Source organism: Sphingobium chungbukense, from assembly GCF_001005725.1.
In the GTDB taxonomy this organism is placed as follows: domain Bacteria; phylum Pseudomonadota; class Alphaproteobacteria; order Sphingomonadales; family Sphingomonadaceae; genus Sphingobium; species Sphingobium chungbukense.
The window spans coordinates 98,401-114,677 of record NZ_LBIC01000019.1 but is presented as its reverse complement, the minus strand read 5'-3'; the positions used below and the strand labels follow the sequence as shown (position 1 = coordinate 114,677).

The 16,277-nt window shown below is 65.8% G+C and carries 13 protein-coding genes and 1 pseudogene; 12 read left to right on the top strand and 2 right to left on the bottom strand.

Going from position 1 to position 16,277, the window contains the following annotated elements; genetic code table 11:
* The first annotated feature begins 148 nt into the window (after positions 1-148).
* Positions 149-1,111 carry a thioredoxin-disulfide reductase gene (gene trxB, locus YP76_RS24680; RefSeq protein ID WP_046766040.1) on the top strand — a complete coding sequence of 321 codons (963 nt, stop codon included), beginning with the start codon at positions 149-151 and terminating at the stop codon, positions 1,109-1,111.
* Between the two features lie 231 nt (positions 1,112-1,342).
* Here the strand turns inward: trxB and YP76_RS24675 are convergent, their stop codons facing one another.
* Both YP76_RS24675 and YP76_RS24670 read right to left on the bottom strand, forming a co-directional pair.
* Entirely contained in the window at positions 1,343-1,633 is a 291-nt protein-coding gene (locus YP76_RS24675) for an acyl carrier protein (protein WP_046766039.1), read from the bottom strand.
* A 28-nt stretch (positions 1,634-1,661) separates the two neighbouring features.
* Positions 1,662-2,669 (bottom strand): GNAT family N-acetyltransferase, encoded by a 1,008-nt coding sequence (locus YP76_RS24670; RefSeq protein ID WP_046766038.1) that lies wholly within the window; start codon positions 2,667-2,669, stop codon positions 1,662-1,664.
* Positions 2,670-2,718: 49 nt separating this feature from the next.
* On the opposite strand from YP76_RS24670, the gene YP76_RS24665 reads away from it, so the two are divergent.
* From YP76_RS24665 to xrtA, 11 genes and pseudogenes are all read left to right on the top strand, one after another.
* Complete coding sequence (locus tag YP76_RS24665) at positions 2,719-4,302, top strand: acyl-CoA ligase (AMP-forming), exosortase A system-associated (protein WP_232307714.1); 1,584 nt, start codon at positions 2,719-2,721, stop codon at positions 4,300-4,302.
* A complete protein-coding gene (locus YP76_RS24660) occupies positions 4,299-5,531 on the top strand; it encodes a pyridoxal-dependent decarboxylase, exosortase A system-associated (RefSeq protein ID WP_046766037.1) in 1,233 nt (410 codons plus the stop codon). Before YP76_RS24665 ends, YP76_RS24660 begins: the two co-directional genes overlap by 4 nt.
* A gap of 135 nt (positions 5,532-5,666) precedes the next feature.
* Entirely contained in the window at positions 5,667-6,314 is a 648-nt protein-coding gene (locus YP76_RS24655; RefSeq protein ID WP_046766036.1) for an XrtA/PEP-CTERM system exopolysaccharide export protein, read from the top strand.
* Positions 6,315-6,316: 2 nt separating this feature from the next.
* A pseudogene (locus YP76_RS24650) lies at positions 6,317-7,827 on the top strand (XrtA system polysaccharide chain length determinant).
* A 12-nt stretch (positions 7,828-7,839) separates the two neighbouring features.
* Entirely contained in the window at positions 7,840-8,760 is a 921-nt protein-coding gene (locus tag YP76_RS24645) for a P-loop NTPase (protein WP_046766035.1), read from the top strand.
* On the top strand, positions 8,760-10,346 hold the full coding sequence (locus tag YP76_RS24640) for a hypothetical protein (protein ID WP_046766034.1): 1,587 nt from the start codon (positions 8,760-8,762) through the stop codon (positions 10,344-10,346). Before YP76_RS24645 ends, YP76_RS24640 begins: the two co-directional genes overlap by 1 nt.
* Positions 10,347-10,376: 30 nt before the next feature.
* Positions 10,377-11,612: an XrtA/PEP-CTERM system-associated ATPase gene (locus tag YP76_RS24635; protein ID WP_046766033.1), complete on the top strand. Its 1,236-nt coding sequence runs from the start codon at positions 10,377-10,379 to the stop codon at positions 11,610-11,612.
* Positions 11,613-11,619: 7 nt separating this feature from the next.
* Entirely contained in the window at positions 11,620-12,465 is an 846-nt protein-coding gene (locus YP76_RS24630) for an XrtA system polysaccharide deacetylase (protein WP_046766032.1), read from the top strand.
* Positions 12,462-13,523 carry a FemAB family XrtA/PEP-CTERM system-associated protein gene (locus tag YP76_RS24625; RefSeq protein WP_046766031.1) on the top strand — a complete coding sequence of 354 codons (1,062 nt, stop codon included), beginning with the start codon at positions 12,462-12,464 and terminating at the stop codon, positions 13,521-13,523. Before YP76_RS24630 ends, YP76_RS24625 begins: the two co-directional genes overlap by 4 nt.
* Complete coding sequence (locus YP76_RS24620) at positions 13,520-14,749, top strand: TIGR03087 family PEP-CTERM/XrtA system glycosyltransferase (protein WP_046766065.1); 1,230 nt, start codon at positions 13,520-13,522, stop codon at positions 14,747-14,749. The genes YP76_RS24625 and YP76_RS24620 overlap by 4 nt, the downstream gene beginning before the upstream one ends.
* Positions 14,746-16,269, top strand: coding sequence for an exosortase A (xrtA, locus tag YP76_RS24615; protein WP_046766030.1), 1,524 nt, complete (start codon positions 14,746-14,748; stop codon positions 16,267-16,269). The genes YP76_RS24620 and xrtA overlap by 4 nt, the downstream gene beginning before the upstream one ends.
* The last annotated feature ends 8 nt before the right edge of the window (positions 16,270-16,277 follow it).

Below are 16,277 nucleotides of genomic sequence, written 5' to 3'. Positions count from 1 at the left end.
ATCCCAGCCTACGCTGGGATGACGACAGCGGGGGGAAGGGGAGACAAAGAGGCTCAGCTTCTCCCCCTTCAAGCAAATCCATCGCTTGCGCGTCCGCTGGCTTGGCCTATCTCATCCCGACACACGAATCGCAGCCGGAAAGACGTCCATGACCGCAACCCATTCGACCCGCATGCTGATCCTCGGTTCCGGCCCGGCCGGCCTGTCCGCCGCCATTTACGGCGCGCGCGCGGGCCTGGCGCCGATCGTGGTGCAGGGCATGCAGCCGGGCGGGCAGCTTACCATCACCACCGACGTCGAAAATTATCCCGGCTTCCGCGACGTCATCCAGGGCCCTTGGCTGATGGAGCAGATGCAGGCGCAGGCCGAGCATGTCGGCGCGCAGATGATGTACGACCAGATCGTCGACGTCGACCTCAGCGAACGCCCCTTCCGCCTGAAGGGTGACAGCGGCACGCTCTATTATGCCGACAGCCTGGTGATCGCGACCGGCGCGCAGGCCAAGTGGCTGGGCGCGGAAGGCGAGCAGCTTTTGCAGGGCAAGGGCGTATCGGCCTGCGCGACCTGCGACGGCTTCTTCTATCGCGGCAAGAAGGTGGTGGTGATCGGCGGTGGCAACACCGCGGTCGAGGAAGCGCTCTACCTCACCAATCACAGTCATGATGTCACGCTGATCCACCGCCGCGATTCGCTGCGGGCGGAGAAGATTCTCCAGCAGCGCCTGTTCGCGCATCCCAACATCAAAGTGCTGTGGAACCAGGCGGTCGAGCGCTTCGTCGGCGGCGGCAATCCGGAAGGGCTGGTGGGCGTCGACCTTATCGACACGGTTACGGGTCACAAATCGCATATCGAGACGGACGGCGCTTTCGTTGCCATCGGCCATCAGCCCGCGACCGAGCTGTTCGTCGACAAGCTGCCGATGGACGAGGGCTATCTGCTGGTCGAGAAGGGCACGACGAAGACCGCTGTGCCGGGCGTGTTCGCGGCGGGTGACGTCAGCGACAAGGTCTATCGTCAGGCGGTGACGGCGGCCGGCATGGGCTGCATGGCGGCGCTGGATGTCGAGAAATTCCTGGCCGAAGCGGACTTCGAGGCGGTCGCGGCGGAATGAAGCGGCTCGGCGGGTGGCTATGAATGGCCACTTCCCGCCATCAAGAACCCCGTGCTCCTGCGAAGGCAGGAGCCCAGTCCTGTCCATCTTGGGTCATCGCACCGCCTGAACTGGACTCCTGCCTTCGCAGGAGTACGCTGTATTTCAAGGAAAGCAGAAGGTTAGCGAACCAACCATCAGAAAGTCATCAACGCGCAAAAACACGCTCTTCGGCACCGCAAATCCGGAAGTTTAGCCCTCGGTCTTGGCCTCCGCGAAGGCGACCAGCGATCCGAACGTCTCGAACGTGTCGCCGTCGATATCCTCATCCTCGATCAGGATGCCGAAGCGGTCTTCCATTTCGGTGAGCAGGCCGGCGACGGCCATGGAATCGAGCTCGGGCAAGGCGCCGAAGAGCGGCGTATCCGCATCGAAGGCGTCGACCCGATCCTGGGACAAGGCCAGCACATCGCGCAGCAAGGCGCGCATCATCGTTTCGATATCCATTGCCCGGTCGACCGGTTGACTATTGTCCGCCCGCATGATGGGCGCCTACCTAGTCGTTCCGTCGCTAACCTACAAGCGCGGAAATGGCCGCGCGGGCGGCGGGGAGCCAGATGGAGGCCCGCCGGGGATTGAAGAAGTCGAGCTGGTGGAGCGTTTCGCGCTGCTCCATCCAATCGGTCTTATAATTATTGTCGCCCGTACCATAGTCGATCGTCGCGACATGGTCGTTCCGGATCACATCGGCGAACATCGCATGGCTGAGCAGGCTGCCGGGCGATGCGCCGTCGAACGCCTGGTCATGGACCAGCTTGTGGATCAGCGCAGTGCCGTTTTCCACGGTCCAGAGCTGGGTGGCGATGGGCTGCTCCTCCAGCCGGGCGAAGCCCAGGCGAAGGGTTCCCGCGGCGCTTTCCCTGGCGGCGAGCGCGTGGAGGAAGGGAAGGTTCGCCTCGGGCTGTTTCCAGCTTCGGTCATGGACGGCGACATAGTCGCGCCACAGCGCATCGGTCAGCCTGTCGGTGATGCTGAGGGTGAAGCGGCTGGCGCGGCTTTTGCGCGTGATGAGCGTGCGCAGGCGACCGGGCCTTTGCGCCCAATACTCCTCGAATGTGCGGCCATTGAGGTGCAATATGTGCCGGCCGCCCATCGGCCGCCGGACGCCGAACCAGCCCGCGCGGCGGAACGCGTCGAGCAGCAGACCGGATGCCTCCGTCACCGGATAGAGATTGATCTGGGCGCTGTCCTTCAGCAGATTCTGCGCGACGGCTTCGATCAGGCGACGTCGGACGGTCAGGTCGGACGGGCCCAGGAAGATCGGCGTCCAGTCGAAGCTGTACCAGTTGGCAAGGGCGCTCAGCCGGCCGGCTTTGGGGGAGACGAGGAAAAGCCATGCCTGATGCTCGCCCTCCAACGCCTGGATGATGCGGGCATCGGTTTCGGCGAAGCAATGTTCGTGGAGCGATTCGAACCAGTCGATGCGGTCGAACAGCGAGGGCGTGGAGGTCCGGTCGAGCGCGGTGCCGAGCGCCTGACGCGCCTCCATGACACTGCGATATTCCCTTGCGACCAGCAAACCATTATCTCCCCGGCAACATCATGGCGTTTAGGAAAAAAGTCTGGAGATGGAGTTAAGCGATTCCCCTGCGGCGATGACTGGCCCGATGATGGTCGATGGTGCCCGAATATCGCCCATCGATCACATCCTGCTGCGCGGCGATCCCGCCCGGCCCGCGCTGGATGGGCGGTCCGGCACCCAGAGTTACGCCGAGCTGGAAAGAACCCTGGGACGGCTGGCGGCCTGGCTGGCGGGATTCGGACTGGAGAAGGGCGCGCGAGTCGCAAGCTGGATCGCCAAGGGGCCTGTGGCGGCGCTGATGCCGCTCGCGGCGCCGCGCGCCGGGCTGGTGCATGTGCCGGTCAATCCGCTGCTCAAACATGCCCAGGTCGCGCATATATTGGCCGATAGCGGGGCGGCGCTGCTGATCGGGACGGCGAGCCGACTGGCGACCCTGGGCGCTGGCGACGTGCCCGAAGGATGCCATCTGCATCGGGAGGACGATGCGGCTTGCGCGATGAGCGGCGGGGACGCGCTGGACCCATCCGACGCCGCGCCGGACGATCTGGCGGCGATCCTCTATACCAGCGGTTCGACCGGGCGGCCCAAGGGCGTGATGCTGAGCCACGCCAATCTCTGGCTGGGCGCGGTGTCCGTGGCGGATTATCTGAAGCTGACCGCGCAGGACCGGACTCTTTGCGTGCTGCCCTTCAGCTTCGATTATGGGCAGAATCAGTTGCTTTCCACCTGGTTCGCCGGAGGATGCGTCTATCCGCTCGACTATCTGACGCCGCGCGACGTGGTGAAGTCGGTGGACCGGCGGGACATCACCACACTGGCGGGCGTGCCCCCGCTCTGGGTGCAACTCACCGAACTGGACTGGCCGCAGGAGGTTGCGGCGAAGCTCAGGCGCCTCACCAACAGCGGCGGGGCGCTGACCCGGTCCCTCGTGGCAAAGTTGCGGGCGCTTTTCCCGAAGGCGGACCTCTATCCCATGTACGGCCTGACCGAAGCCTTCCGCTCGACCTATTTGCCGCCCGCTTTGGTGGACAGCCATCCCGACAGCATGGGATCGGCCATCCCCCATGCCGAGATATTGGTGGTGCGCCCCGACGGCAGCGTGACCGACGATGATGAACCGGGCGAGCTGGTGCATTGCGGTCCTTTGGTGGCACAGGGCTATTGGCGCGATGCAGCGCGCACGGCGGAGCGGTTCAAGCCTGCCCCGAAGGCCTCCCGCTATGGCGGCATGGCGGTGTGGTCGGGCGATACGGTGCGCCGGGATGCCCAAGGCCTGCTCACTTTCGTGGGACGCGACGATGCGATGATCAAGTCGGCGGGCAACCGCATCAGCCCGACCGAGATCGAGGAAGCCGCCGTCGCCGTCGATGGCGTGGCCGAGGCGGTGGCGCTGGGCGTCAAGGACGAGCGATTGGGTCAGGCGGTGCTCTTGCTGTTGCGCGGCGCTTCGCTTGAACTAAAGGGGCTCGAACTGAAGGGCCCCGAACTGAAGGACGAAGTCGAGGCGCGGCTGAAGGCCGAGCTTCCCAATTTCATGCAACCCCGCGAGATCGTCATGCTGTCTGAATTTCCCCGCAATCCCAACGGCAAGATCGACCGGGTGGCGCTTGCCAGGGAATATGCCGCATGAAACCGATGGGACCCATCCCGCCCTTTTTCACGGGCGAAGAGGGCATGCTGCTGATCGGCGGCAGCGGCGCGGCGAGTCTGGTCGACGAAGCCGGCGACACGCCGCTGTTCGTCTATGACATGGGGATCGTGAAGGAACAGGTGCGCGCCTTCCGTGACGCCATGCCGTCCATGCTGTCGCTTCATTATGCGGTGAAGGCCAACCCCTATGCGCCCTTGCTGGAGCGGATGGCGAAGCTGGTCGACGGCTTCGACGTGGCCTCCGGGGGCGAACTGACGCGGGCGCGGGAAGCGGGGATGGACGCGGCGCATATCAGCTTTGCCGGGCCGGGGAAGCGGGACGATGAACTGATCGTCGCGATCGACAGCGGCGCGACGATCAATCTGGAATCGGAAGGCGAGGCGCGACGGGCCATCGCGCTCGGCGAGCAGCGAGGCAGGACGCCGAAACTGGCGGTGCGGGTGAACCCGGATTTCGACCTCAAGGGCTCCGGCATGCGCATGGGCGGCGGGGCCAAGCCCTTCGGCGTGGATGCCGAACGGGCCGCCGATCTGGTGCGCTGGGTGATCGATGCGGGCGCGGACTGGCGCGGCTGGCACATCTTCGCCGGAAGCCAGGCCTTGGGCGCGGAGGCGTTGATCGATACGCAGGCGGCGACCATCGGCCTGGCGACGCGGCTTTCCGAAGCGGTCGGGGCGACGCCGTCTCTGGTCAATCTGGGCGGCGGCTTCGGCATTCCCTATTTCCCTGGCGACGAGCGGCTCGACATCCGGCCGATCGGGGATGCACTGGGCAGGCTGCTGGAGGCGCGGGCCGATATTCTCAAGGGCAGCGCATTCGCCATGGAGCTTGGCCGCTGGCTGGTCGGGGAGGCAGGCGTCTACCTGACCCGCATAATAGACGTGAAGAAAAGCCAGGGCGAAACTTTTGTCGTGGTCGACGGGGGGCTGCACCATCAATTGGCGGCCAGCGGCAATTTCGGCACGGTGGTCCGGCGCAATTATCCCATCGCCGTCGCCAACCGCTTCGGGAAGGGGCCGGCGCAGGAGGCCGTAACGGTCGTGGGGTGTCTCTGCACCCCGATCGACAGGCTTGGCGACAAGGTGGCGCTGCCGCCGGTGGAGGAAGGCGACCTGATCGCGATCTTCCTTGCGGGGGCCTATGGAGCCTCCGCCAGCCCCGCGGCTTTTCTTGGCCACCCAAGTCCTCAACAGCTATTACTTGACTGATTTGCCAACAACTTAACTCCTAACGCTATTTTTACCCTTTGCGGGCATGAAGGCGGTCAAAGCCCCGTGCCCGACGGTCCGCCTTGTCCCTTGGCGGCCCTGTGCGCGCGGCAAGCAAGCAAGAGGGTGAAGACCATGCGTTTCCAGTCGGTTTCCCGGGCTCTGATCGGCGTGTCGCTGCCTGCGGTCGCCCTTTCTGGCTGCGCCTCCGGTGGGGGAAGCGCGCCGAATCTGCCGCCGGCCGCCTTCGTCTCGACGCAGGAGGGGCCGGGCGAGGAATATATCATCGGTCCGCTCGACGACCTCACCATCTTCGTGTGGCGCAATCCCGATCTGGGCGCGAAGGTCCAGGTGCGGCCCGACGGGCGCATCACCACGCCGCTGATTTCGGATATGCCTGCCGTGGGCAAGACGCCCAAGCAACTGGCCGACGACCTCAAGGTCGCGCTCGGCAAATATATCGAAAATCCGCTGGTGTCGGTGATCGTCAACAATTTCTCCGGCACCTTCAGTCAGCAGGTGCGGATCGTCGGCGCGACGGAAAAGCCCGCCTCCATCCCGTTCCGCGCGAACATGACGCTGCTCGATGCGATGATTTCCGTCGGCGGGCTCAGCGAATATGCGGCGGGCAACAAGGCGCGGCTGGTGCGGTTCAACCGCGAAACCGCCAAGCAGGACGAATATCAGCTCCGCATCGGCGATCTGCTGAAGCGCGGCGACAGCAAGGCCAATGTCATGCTGGCGCCCGGCGACGTCATCATCATTCCCGAAAGCATGTTCTGACCATGGCGGCGCTGGTCGACGAACTGCTCGTCATCCTGCATGGCCTATGGACCCGTCGCTGGCTGGCGCTGGGCGTTGCCTGGGGCGTGTGCCTGGCCGGCTGGCTGGGCGTGGCGCTCATTCCCAATAGTTATGAGTCCAAGGCACGGGTCTATGTGAACACCCAGTCGCTGCTGGAGGACAAGGTGGGTATCACCCAGCTCCAGTCGCAGCAGGACCTGGACCGGGTGCGCCAGACGCTGGCCAGCACCGCCAATCTGGAACGGGTGGTCAAGGAAACCGACCTCAGCCGGACGGTCGACGGTCCCCGCGATCTGGCGGCGAAGATCACCAAGCTGCGCGAAGGCATCATGGTCGTCGCGCAACTGGACCCCAGCATGATCGACATCAGCGCCACCTGGGCCGATTCCGGCCTGTCGGACGGCGCCAATGCACGCATTTCGCAGCAGATCGTGCAGAAGCTTGTCGACATCTTCCAGGAAACCAACCTGTCGTCCGACAAGGTCGAGACGAAACAGAGCCTGAGCTTCCTCGACCAGCAACTGGAAGGGCGCGGCAAGCAGCTTGCCGCCGCCGAACAGCGCCGGGTCGAATTCGAGCAGCGCTATGCCGGGATGCTGCCGGGCGCGGGGTCGATCGGCCAGCGCATGGATGCCGCCCGGTCGGAGATCAATTCGATCGATTCGCAGCTTGTGCAGGCGCAGAGTGCCCTGGCGGCCATGAACGGCCAGTTGGCGGGCACGCCGCAGACCTTGCCGGGCGTGGGCGCGTCGGGCGGACCTTCGGCGCTGTCCCAGGCGCAGGCCGACCTTGCCTCCATGCGGGCGCGCGGCTTCACCAGCAGCCATCCCGATATGATCTCGGCGCAGCGGCAGGTCGACCTGCTGCGCGGGCAGGGCGGCGGCGGCGCGGGCAGCACGCCCAACCCGCCTATCTCTCGATCCGGTCGATGCAGGCGGAGCGTGCCGCGACGGTGCAGGGGCTTTCGGCCCGCAAGGCGCAGTTGCAGGCGGACCTCAACGCCATGGCCTCTCGCCAGACCGACGAACCGGGTCTCGCCGCCGAGCAGGAACGGCTCGACCGCGACTATCAGGTGCTCAAGACCCAATATGACAAGATGCTCGCCGACCGGGAGGAAATCCGCCTGCGCGGCGACGTGAAGTCGGAAACCGGATCGATCCAGTTCCGCGTCATCAATCCGCCCAATCTGCCGACCGTGCCCGACGCGCCCAACCGGCCGCTGCTGCTCCTGGGCGTGCTGGTCCTGGGGATCGGCGCCGGCGTCGGCACGGCTTTTGCCATGGCGCAGTTGAAGGGCGGCTTCCCCAATGCGGCGCGGCTGGAAAAGGCGCTGGGCGTGCCCGTGATCGGATCGATCAGCCAGACCGTCAGCGCCGCGCAGGTCGCGGTGGAGAAGCAGCGGCTGAAATGGTTTGCCGGCGCGAGCGGGGGGCTGGCGGCGCTGTGCCTGCTGCTCGTCGTCATCGAATTTGTCCAGCGTGGAATGGCCTGAAGGGGACGGACGATGAACAAGATGAAGTCCCTTTCCGGCGGATCGCTGATCGAGCGGGCGACCGAAATCTACGATTTCAACGCGGCCCTGCGTGGCCGGACGGCGCCTCCGGTCGAGGTGCCGGACGACGAGCCCGTCATTGCGGTCGCCCAGTCCGCACCGGTCGCTGTGGAGCAGCCGGACACGCGTTATCGCGCATCGGACTGGACGGGACCGGTGCAGCCCGTCGACCGGATCGCGCTGGTCGAGGCGGGCTATCTGCTCCCCGACGGTCCCGTCACCGCGATGAGCGAGGAATTCCGCCTGCTCAAGCGCGACCTGCTGGCTGAACTGGCGGGCAATGTCCGGGGCAATCGCGTGCTCGTCTGCTCGGCGCACAGTGGGGAGGGCAAGAGCTTCTGCGCGATCAATCTGGCGCTCAGTTTGGCGGCGGAGAAGGACCGGGAAATCCTGCTGGTCGACGCCGATTTCGGCAAGCCGGGGATTCCCGAGGCGTTGGGGCTGGAGGCGGGGCCGGGCCTGATGGACGCGCTGGCCGATCCGGCGATCGCCATAGAGAATATCGTGGTGCGGACGGACATCCCCTCCCTCTCCATCCTTCCCGCCGGACGGCGGAGCAACAACGACACCGAATATCTGGCCTCCGCACGCACGGAAATGCTTCTCGATAGCCTGACCGAAGGCCGCCCCGACCGCATCATCCTGTTCGATTCGCCACCCTTGCTGGCCGCGTCTCCGGCGGCGGTTCTGGCGGGCCATGCCGCTATCGCGCTGCTGGTGGTGCGGGCGGACCGGACCACGGAAAGCGCGCTGCGCGATGCCGCCAGCCTGCTCAAGGGCGCGTCGAAGGTGAAGCTGCTCCTGAACGGTGTGAACTTCGCCAATAGCGGGCGCCGTTTCGGCAGCTATTATGGCCAGGGGAATGCGGGATAATGATGTCTCGCATCGCCCTTCTTCTCGCGGGGATCGCCTTGACCTCGCCCGCCCTTGCGCGCGACGAGCAGCACAAGGTCGACGTCACGCCCTATCTCGGCATCGATCAGGTCGTGGTCGCGCCGATCAAGGGCGGCGGCGATGTGCTGACCTATACCAACGTCACCGCGGGCGTGACGGCCGGCATCCAGACGCGGCGCATGGAGGCGTCGGCGGACCTGCAATATGCCCACAGCTTCGGCTGGGGCGGCGACCTTGGCGATCAGGATATCATCAGCGGCATCGTCAGCGGGCGATATAGTGTCGCGCGGGGGCTGACGCTGAACGCGGGTGGTCTGGCGACCCGGGTGCGGACCGATGGGCTGTCCGGCGCTTCGGTGCGCAATGACGGTTACAGCAGCCAGGTCTATGCCGGCTATGTCGGGCCGTCCTATACGACGCGGCTCGGCGATCTGGACATCGGCGCTTCCTATCGGCTTGGCTATGCGCGGGTCGAGGATGACGTGAATGTCGACTTCCCCGGCGCGCCGCGAGGAAGTTCGTTCGCGGATTCGACGACGCATGATCTGATGGGATCGGTGGGCGTGGGCCCGGGCGTGTGGATGCCGCTGGGCCTGGTCGCCAGCGCGGGATACAGCCGGGAGGATGCGAGCCAGCTCGACCAGCGGTTCGAGGACAAATGGGCGCGATTGGACGCCACGCTGCCGGTATCGCCTACGGTCGCCCTGATCGGCGGCGTCGGTTATGAAAAGATCGGGATCAGCCAGAGGTCGCCGTTGTTGGACTCCAACGGTGTGCCGGTGATCTCCTCCAGCGGACGCTATGTCACCGACGAAAATTCGCCGCGCCAGCTCCTCTACGATTTCGACGATATCATCTGGGACGTCGGCGTGCTCTGGCGGCCGAGCCACCGCACCTCGCTGACCGCGCGGGTGGGCGAGCGCTATGGCGGCATGACCTATTCGGGCAGCTTCGTCTGGCAGGGGCGGAACAAGAGCTTCGCGCTGGTGGTGTTCGATGGCATCGACAGTTTCGGACGGGTCATCACATCCGATGTGGCGGCGCTGTCCGGCAGCGACCTCAATATCGTGCGCAATCCCTTCACCGGCGATTTCACCGGCTGCGCCTTCTCCACCACCGGTGGCGGACAATGCTTCAACGATGCGCTGGCCGGCGTGACGGGCGCCAATTTCCGCTATCGCGGCGTTGCCGCGCAATTCGCGGCGGAGCGTGGTCCCTGGGGCATGGGCATTGGCCTTGGCTATTCGCAGCGCAAGTCCGTGACGCCCTCGGGCGAGACACTGTTCGTCCGGGGCACGCGCGACCAGAACTGGTACGGCAACGCCTCGCTCACCTATCGCGTGGACAGCCAGTCGAGCATCGATACGGCGGTCTACGCCAATTATTTCGACGCCAGCGGCAATCGCCTGGACGTGCTGAACCTGGGCGCCTTCACCAGCTATTACCGGCTCGTCACCCGCAATTTGCAGGCGTCGGCCTCGGTCGGCATCGACAGCGCCAAGGCGGACAAGCTGGACGCCGTCATCAACGCCATGGGCCAGCTTGGCCTTCGCTACACATTTTAAGCCAATGCCCGACAGGGTGGAGAGATAGACATGTACGATCAGTTCTACGGATTGCAGGGACGGCCGTTCCAGCTCACGCCGGACCCGCATTTCTATTTCGAGAGCGCGACCCATCGCAAGGCACTGTCCTATCTCGGTTATGGCCTGGCGCAGGGGGAGGGCTTCATCGTCATCACCGGCGACATCGGCGCCGGCAAGACCACGCTGGTCGGGCACCTCATGAACACCATCGATCCTTCGCGGCTGACGGCGGTGAAGATCGTCTCGACCCAGGTCGAGGGCGACGACATGCTGCGCCTCGCCGCGCAGAGCTTCGGCCTGGCGGTCGACGGCATGCCCAAGGCACAGATTTTGAAGCAGATAGAAGGCTGGCTGCATGCACAGGCGCGGGCGGGCAAGCGGTCGCTGCTGATCGTGGACGAGGCGCAGAACCTGCCCATCTCGGCCATCGAGGAATTGCGGATGCTCTCCAACTTCCAGTTGGGCGGGCAATCGCTGTTGCAGATCTTCCTGCTGGGCCAACCGGAATTCCGCGACCTGCTGAAATCGCCGGAACTGGAACAGCTTCGCCAGCGCGTGATCGCCACCCATCATCTCGACCCGATGATGCGACGGGAGGTCGAGCCCTATATCCTGCATCGCCTGTCGCTGGTCGGTTGGCAGGGCGATCCGCAATTCACGCCGGAAGCCTTCGCCGCCATCTACGCCGCGACGGGCGGCGTGCCGCGCCGGATCAATGTGCTGGTGAGCCGGGTGCTGCTGCTGGGCGCGTTGGACCAGTTGTCGGTGATCGATGCCGAGGTGGTCTATGCGGTCGTGGCCGATATGGGTGCCGACGCCGATGTGACGCCCGAACCGATGGCGCATAGCGTGCTGGACGAGGCGGAAGAGCTGGCTGAGCCAGCGCGGATCGTGCCGGTCGCCGTCGATCCGGCGGTGTCGGATGATGTCGTGGCGTTGCACGCGGAGGTCGAGGCGCTGCGCGCGGCGCGGAGCGAGCCCGCGGCACATCTGCTGGATGAGATCGCGTCCCTGCGGGCGGAGATCGATATGTTGCGGGCGGAGCATGACTTTGCCCGCGCCGTGCCGACCGTCGATCCCGAAGCGCTCAAGGATTGCTTCACCCTGATCGAGGAGCGGCTCTCCACGCTGGAATTCCGCGTGACGGAGCAGGACACGGCATTGCGCCGGGTGCTGACGCTGCTGGTCGAATGGGTCGAGCGCGAGGAGCGGATGGGCGACACGCAGCACAGCGCCGCTGCCTGACATCGCCATGCTGAACGCCCTGTCCGTTGACGTCGAGGACTGGTTCCAGGTCGGCGCGTTCGAGCGTACGATCCGGCGCGAGGATTGGCCGGGCCTGAGCCACCGCGTAGAACAGAATACCGATGCGGTGCTGGCGCTGTTCGACGAGGCGGGGGTCAAGGCCACTTTCTTCACGCTTGGCTGGGTGGCGGAGCGTTATCCGGCGCTGATGCGGCGCATCGTCGCAGGTGGCCATGAAGTGGCGAGCCATGGTTATGACCATGCGCGGGTCTTCACTTTCGACGGCGCGCAATTTCGCGCCGATCTGCGCCGCTCGCGGGCGATATTGGAGGATGCGAGCGGGCAGGCGGTGACCGGCTATCGCGCGCCGAGCTTCTCCATCGACCGGCGCGTGCCCTGGGCGCATGAGGTGCTGGCGGAGGAGGGCTATGCCTATTCCAGCAGCGTCGCGCCGATCCGGCACGATCATTATGGCTGGCCGGAAAGCCCGCGCTTCGCCTGGAAGCCGGTGGCGGGATCGCCGCTGGTCGAATTGCCGGTGACGACGGCAAGGCTCGCCGGACGGACGCTGGCCGCGGGGGGAGGCGGCTTTTTCCGCCTGCTGCCCTACGGCTTTTCGCGCTGGGCGATCCGGCAGGTCAACCGGCGCGACCGGCGGCCCGCGATCATCTATTTCCACCCGTGGGAGATCGACCCCGATCAGCCGCGCGTCGATGGCGCACCCTTGCGGTCGCGGTTTCGCCACTACACCAATCTCTCGGTCATGGCGGCCAAGTTGCGACGCCTGACGCGGGATTTTTCCTGGGACCGGGTAGATGCACTGGCAAGGCAGGAAGCGGAGCGGGCGGCATGAAAGCGGGGGAGATGCTCGTCACCGCGCTCGACCTCGCCGATCCGGCGCAGCGGACGGCGGCGGATGCCTTCGTGCTGGGGCATCGGCAAGGCACGCCCTTTCATCGCCCCGCCTGGTTGACGGGCGTCGAGCGCGGAACGGGCAATCGGGCGAATATGCTGGCCGCCATTGCGCCTTCGGGGCAGATCGTTGGTCTGCTGCCGCTGCATCATGTGAAAAGCGCCTTGTTCGGACAGGCGCTGGTGTCGTCGGGCTTCGCCGTCGACGGCGGGCTTCTCGCAAACGATCCGGCGGCGGTGTCGGCTCTGACCGCCGCCTGCCTGGGGCTGGCGCGCGATCGCGGCATCGTATCGGTGGAACTGCGCGGCGGTCCGGCCCCGGGCGAGGGCTGGGCATTGCATGAGGGCAGCCATCTGGGCTTCGCGCGGCCGATCGCGGCTGATGACGAGGCGGAATTGCTCGCCGTGCCACGCAAGCATCGGGCGGAATTGCGCAAGGCTTTGGCGAATGACACGCTCCGTATCGAGATCGGGCGAGAGGTGCGCCACCTGAAGGCACATTATCGCGTCTATTCGGAAAGCGTGCGCAATCTGGGCACGCCCGTCTTTCCGGCGCGGCTGTTCCGCGAAGTGCTGGCCGCCTTTGGCGAGGATGCCGATATATTGCTCGTGCTGGAGGGCGAGAGGCCGGTCTCGGCGGTGCTGACGCTCTATCACCAGGGGCGGGTCATGCCCTTCTGGGGTGGCGGGATCGCGGACGCGCGGCGGCTACGGACCAACGAACTCATGTATTACCGGCTGATGGGCCATGGCCGGGCGCGGGGCATGCGCGTCTTCGATTTCGGACGGTCCAAGACGGGCAGCGGCCAGGCGGCGTGGAAGAAGAGCTTCGGCTTCGTGCCCGTCCCGCTTTCCTATCATAGCTGGTCAATGAACGGCGAGCGACGGGACATCAACCCCAACAGCCCGCAATATCAGCGACGGATCGAGCTGTGGAAGAAGCTGCCCTTGCCGGTCGCGAACTGGGTCGGGCCGTTCATCGCGCGGGGGTTGGGGTGACCGGAGAGATACTCTTCCTCTGCCACCGCATTCCCTTTCCGCCGGACCGGGGGGACAAGATCCGCTCCTATCATCTGCTGGAACGGATGGCGCAGATCGCGCCGGTCCATGTCGGCTGCTTCGCGGACGATGCGCGGGACATGGGCTTTGCGCCCGACATGGCGAAGCTGACCGCCAGCCAGTGCGTGCTAATGCGGGACCGGTCGCGTGTCATCGCCGGGCTGAAAGGGCTGGCCACAGGGCAGCCGCTGCTGGTGTCGCTGTTCGATCATCCGGACCTGCATCGCTGGGTCGCGCAAACCCTGGCGGAGCGGCCCATCGCGGCGGTCGTCACTTATTCCGCGCAAATGGCGCATTTCGTGCCGGTCCTGCCAGAGGGTGTCCGCTTCGTCATGGATTTCGTGGATTTCGATTCGGCCAAATATGCCGCTTACGGCGCGCAGGGTTCCGGACCCATGGCCTGGATCAACCGGCGCGAAGGGCGGGTGCTGCTCGATTTCGAGCGGAAGGTGGCGCAGCGTGCGAATCTCTGCGCCTTTGTGAGCGAGGCGGAGGCAGCCCTGTTCCGTCAGGCGAGCGGCCTCGGGCCGGATCGGATCGTCGGCATCGATAATGGCGTGGCGCTGGATTATTTCGATCCTGCGGCCGATTTCCCCCCAGTGGAGCATCCGGACGGACCGTTGCTCGTTTTCACCGGGCAGATGGATTACCGCCCCAATGTCGAGGCGGTGGAGAGTTTCGCCCGCGAGACGCTGCCCGTCATCCGGACCCGACGTCCCGATGCGGTCTTCGCCATTGTGGGCCGTCATCCCGTGAAACCGGTCCGGGCGCTGGCGGAACTGCCCGGTGTGATCGTGACCGGCGCCGTGCCCGACGTGCGCGGCTGGCTGGCGGCGGCGGATGTGGTGGTGGCGCCGCTGAGGATCGCGCGGGGCATTCAGAACAAGGTGCTGGAGGCGATGGCCATGGCGCGGCCCGTGGTCGCCTCTCCACAGGCCGCCGAAGGGATCGATGCGCGCGACGGGAACCATCTGCTGATCGCCGCCGATCCAGCGCAGGAGGCGGAGGCGGTCGTCGCCTTGCTCGATGACCGGGATCGCGCCGGGCGCTTGGGCCAAGCCGCGCGAGCGAGGATGGAAGAACGCTATCGCTGGTCTGCGACGCTGGCCGGCTTGCCTGCCATGCTGTTCGGGTCGCCGTCCGGCGCCGAAGTGAGGGCCGCATGATCGGGCGCGTCCTCTCGATCAAGCGGGAGGTCGAGCTTGCGGGCTGGCACGGCCATCTGACCGCGCTCGGCATCATCGCCTTCACCATCCTCGCCTTGTTCCATCGCGATGTGCTGGGCATGATGGCGATCTGGTGGAACGCATCCACCTACGGCCATTGCCTGTTCATCCCGATCTTGGTCGCATGGCTGGTGCAGCAGCGTTTGCCGGGCCTTCGCCAGATGACGCCCGCCGCCTGGGCGCCGGGGCTGCTCTGGCTGGGGTTGGGCGCCTTTGCCTGGATGCTGGGCGCGGCGGCGGGGGTGGCGGTGTTCCGGCACGGCGCGCTGATCCTGATGTTGCAGGGATCGGTGATCGCCCTGCTCGGTCCGGCCGTGGCGCGGGCCTTGCTCTTCCCGCTTTTCTACGCCTTTTTCATGGTACCTTTCGGGGAAGAGATCGTCGCGCCGCTGCAACTGGTGACGGCGCATATCAGCATGATCCTGCTTCACCTGACGGGCATCCCCGCGCAGATGCAGGGCATCTTCATCACCACGCCCAACGGCTATTTCGAGGTGGCGGAGGCCTGCTCCGGCGCTAAGTTCGTGATCGCCATGACCGCCTATGGCCTGCTGGTCTGCAACGTCTGCTTCACCCGTTGGACACGGCGGGTCGCCTTCATGGCGGGGGCGCTTTGCCTGTCCATATTGGCCAACGGTGTCCGGGCCTTCGCCACCATCTTCGTGGCGGAAGTGACGACCATCGACGCGGCGGCGGGCTTCGATCATGTCGTCTATGGCTGGGTCTTCTTCGCCATCATCATGACGCTGGTGATGGCCACGGCCTGGCCCTTTTTCGACCGCAAGCCGGGCGATCCCTGGTTCGACCCGGAACGGTTGAGGCAGAGGGGCGGCTCCGCCACGGCGCATGTGGCTGGCGCCGCATTGGCGATCATCGTGGCCGCCCCGCTGTGGCTGGCGGCAAGCGCGGCGGCAGGGCAGCCTTTGCCCCGCGCTCCTGTCATGCCGGATGTGAAGGGCTGGATGCGCAGCGATGACGCGCCGCTCCATCCATGGCGGCCGCGTTTCGACGGGGCCGACTATCTGGGCATGGCCCGCTACCGCAACGCAACGGGTGAGGTCGTCGACCTCGCCATCGCGACCTTCGACAGGCAGGATGAGGGCCGCGAACTCGTCGGCTTCGCGCAGGGGGCGGCCGATCCCGACGGCGATTGGACCTGGTCGCAGCCCGCGCCGGCCCCCGCCGATGCGCGGGGCGAGCAGATCACCGGCCCCGGCCCCGTGATTCGCCATGTGGTGAGCTTCTATGTCGTTGGAACGGCGCATCCGACCGGCAGCGGTCATCTGGTCAAGCTGGAGACGATGAGGGCGCGGTTATTGGGTGGCGATCAGCGTGCCGCCGCCATATTGGTATCGGTGGAGGAGCGGGACGGGCGTTCTTCGGATGCCACGATCAGCGCCTTTCTCCACGATCTGGGCGATGTGAAGGATTTGGCTGACCGCAGCCTTAGAAGCCGCTAAGACCCTTC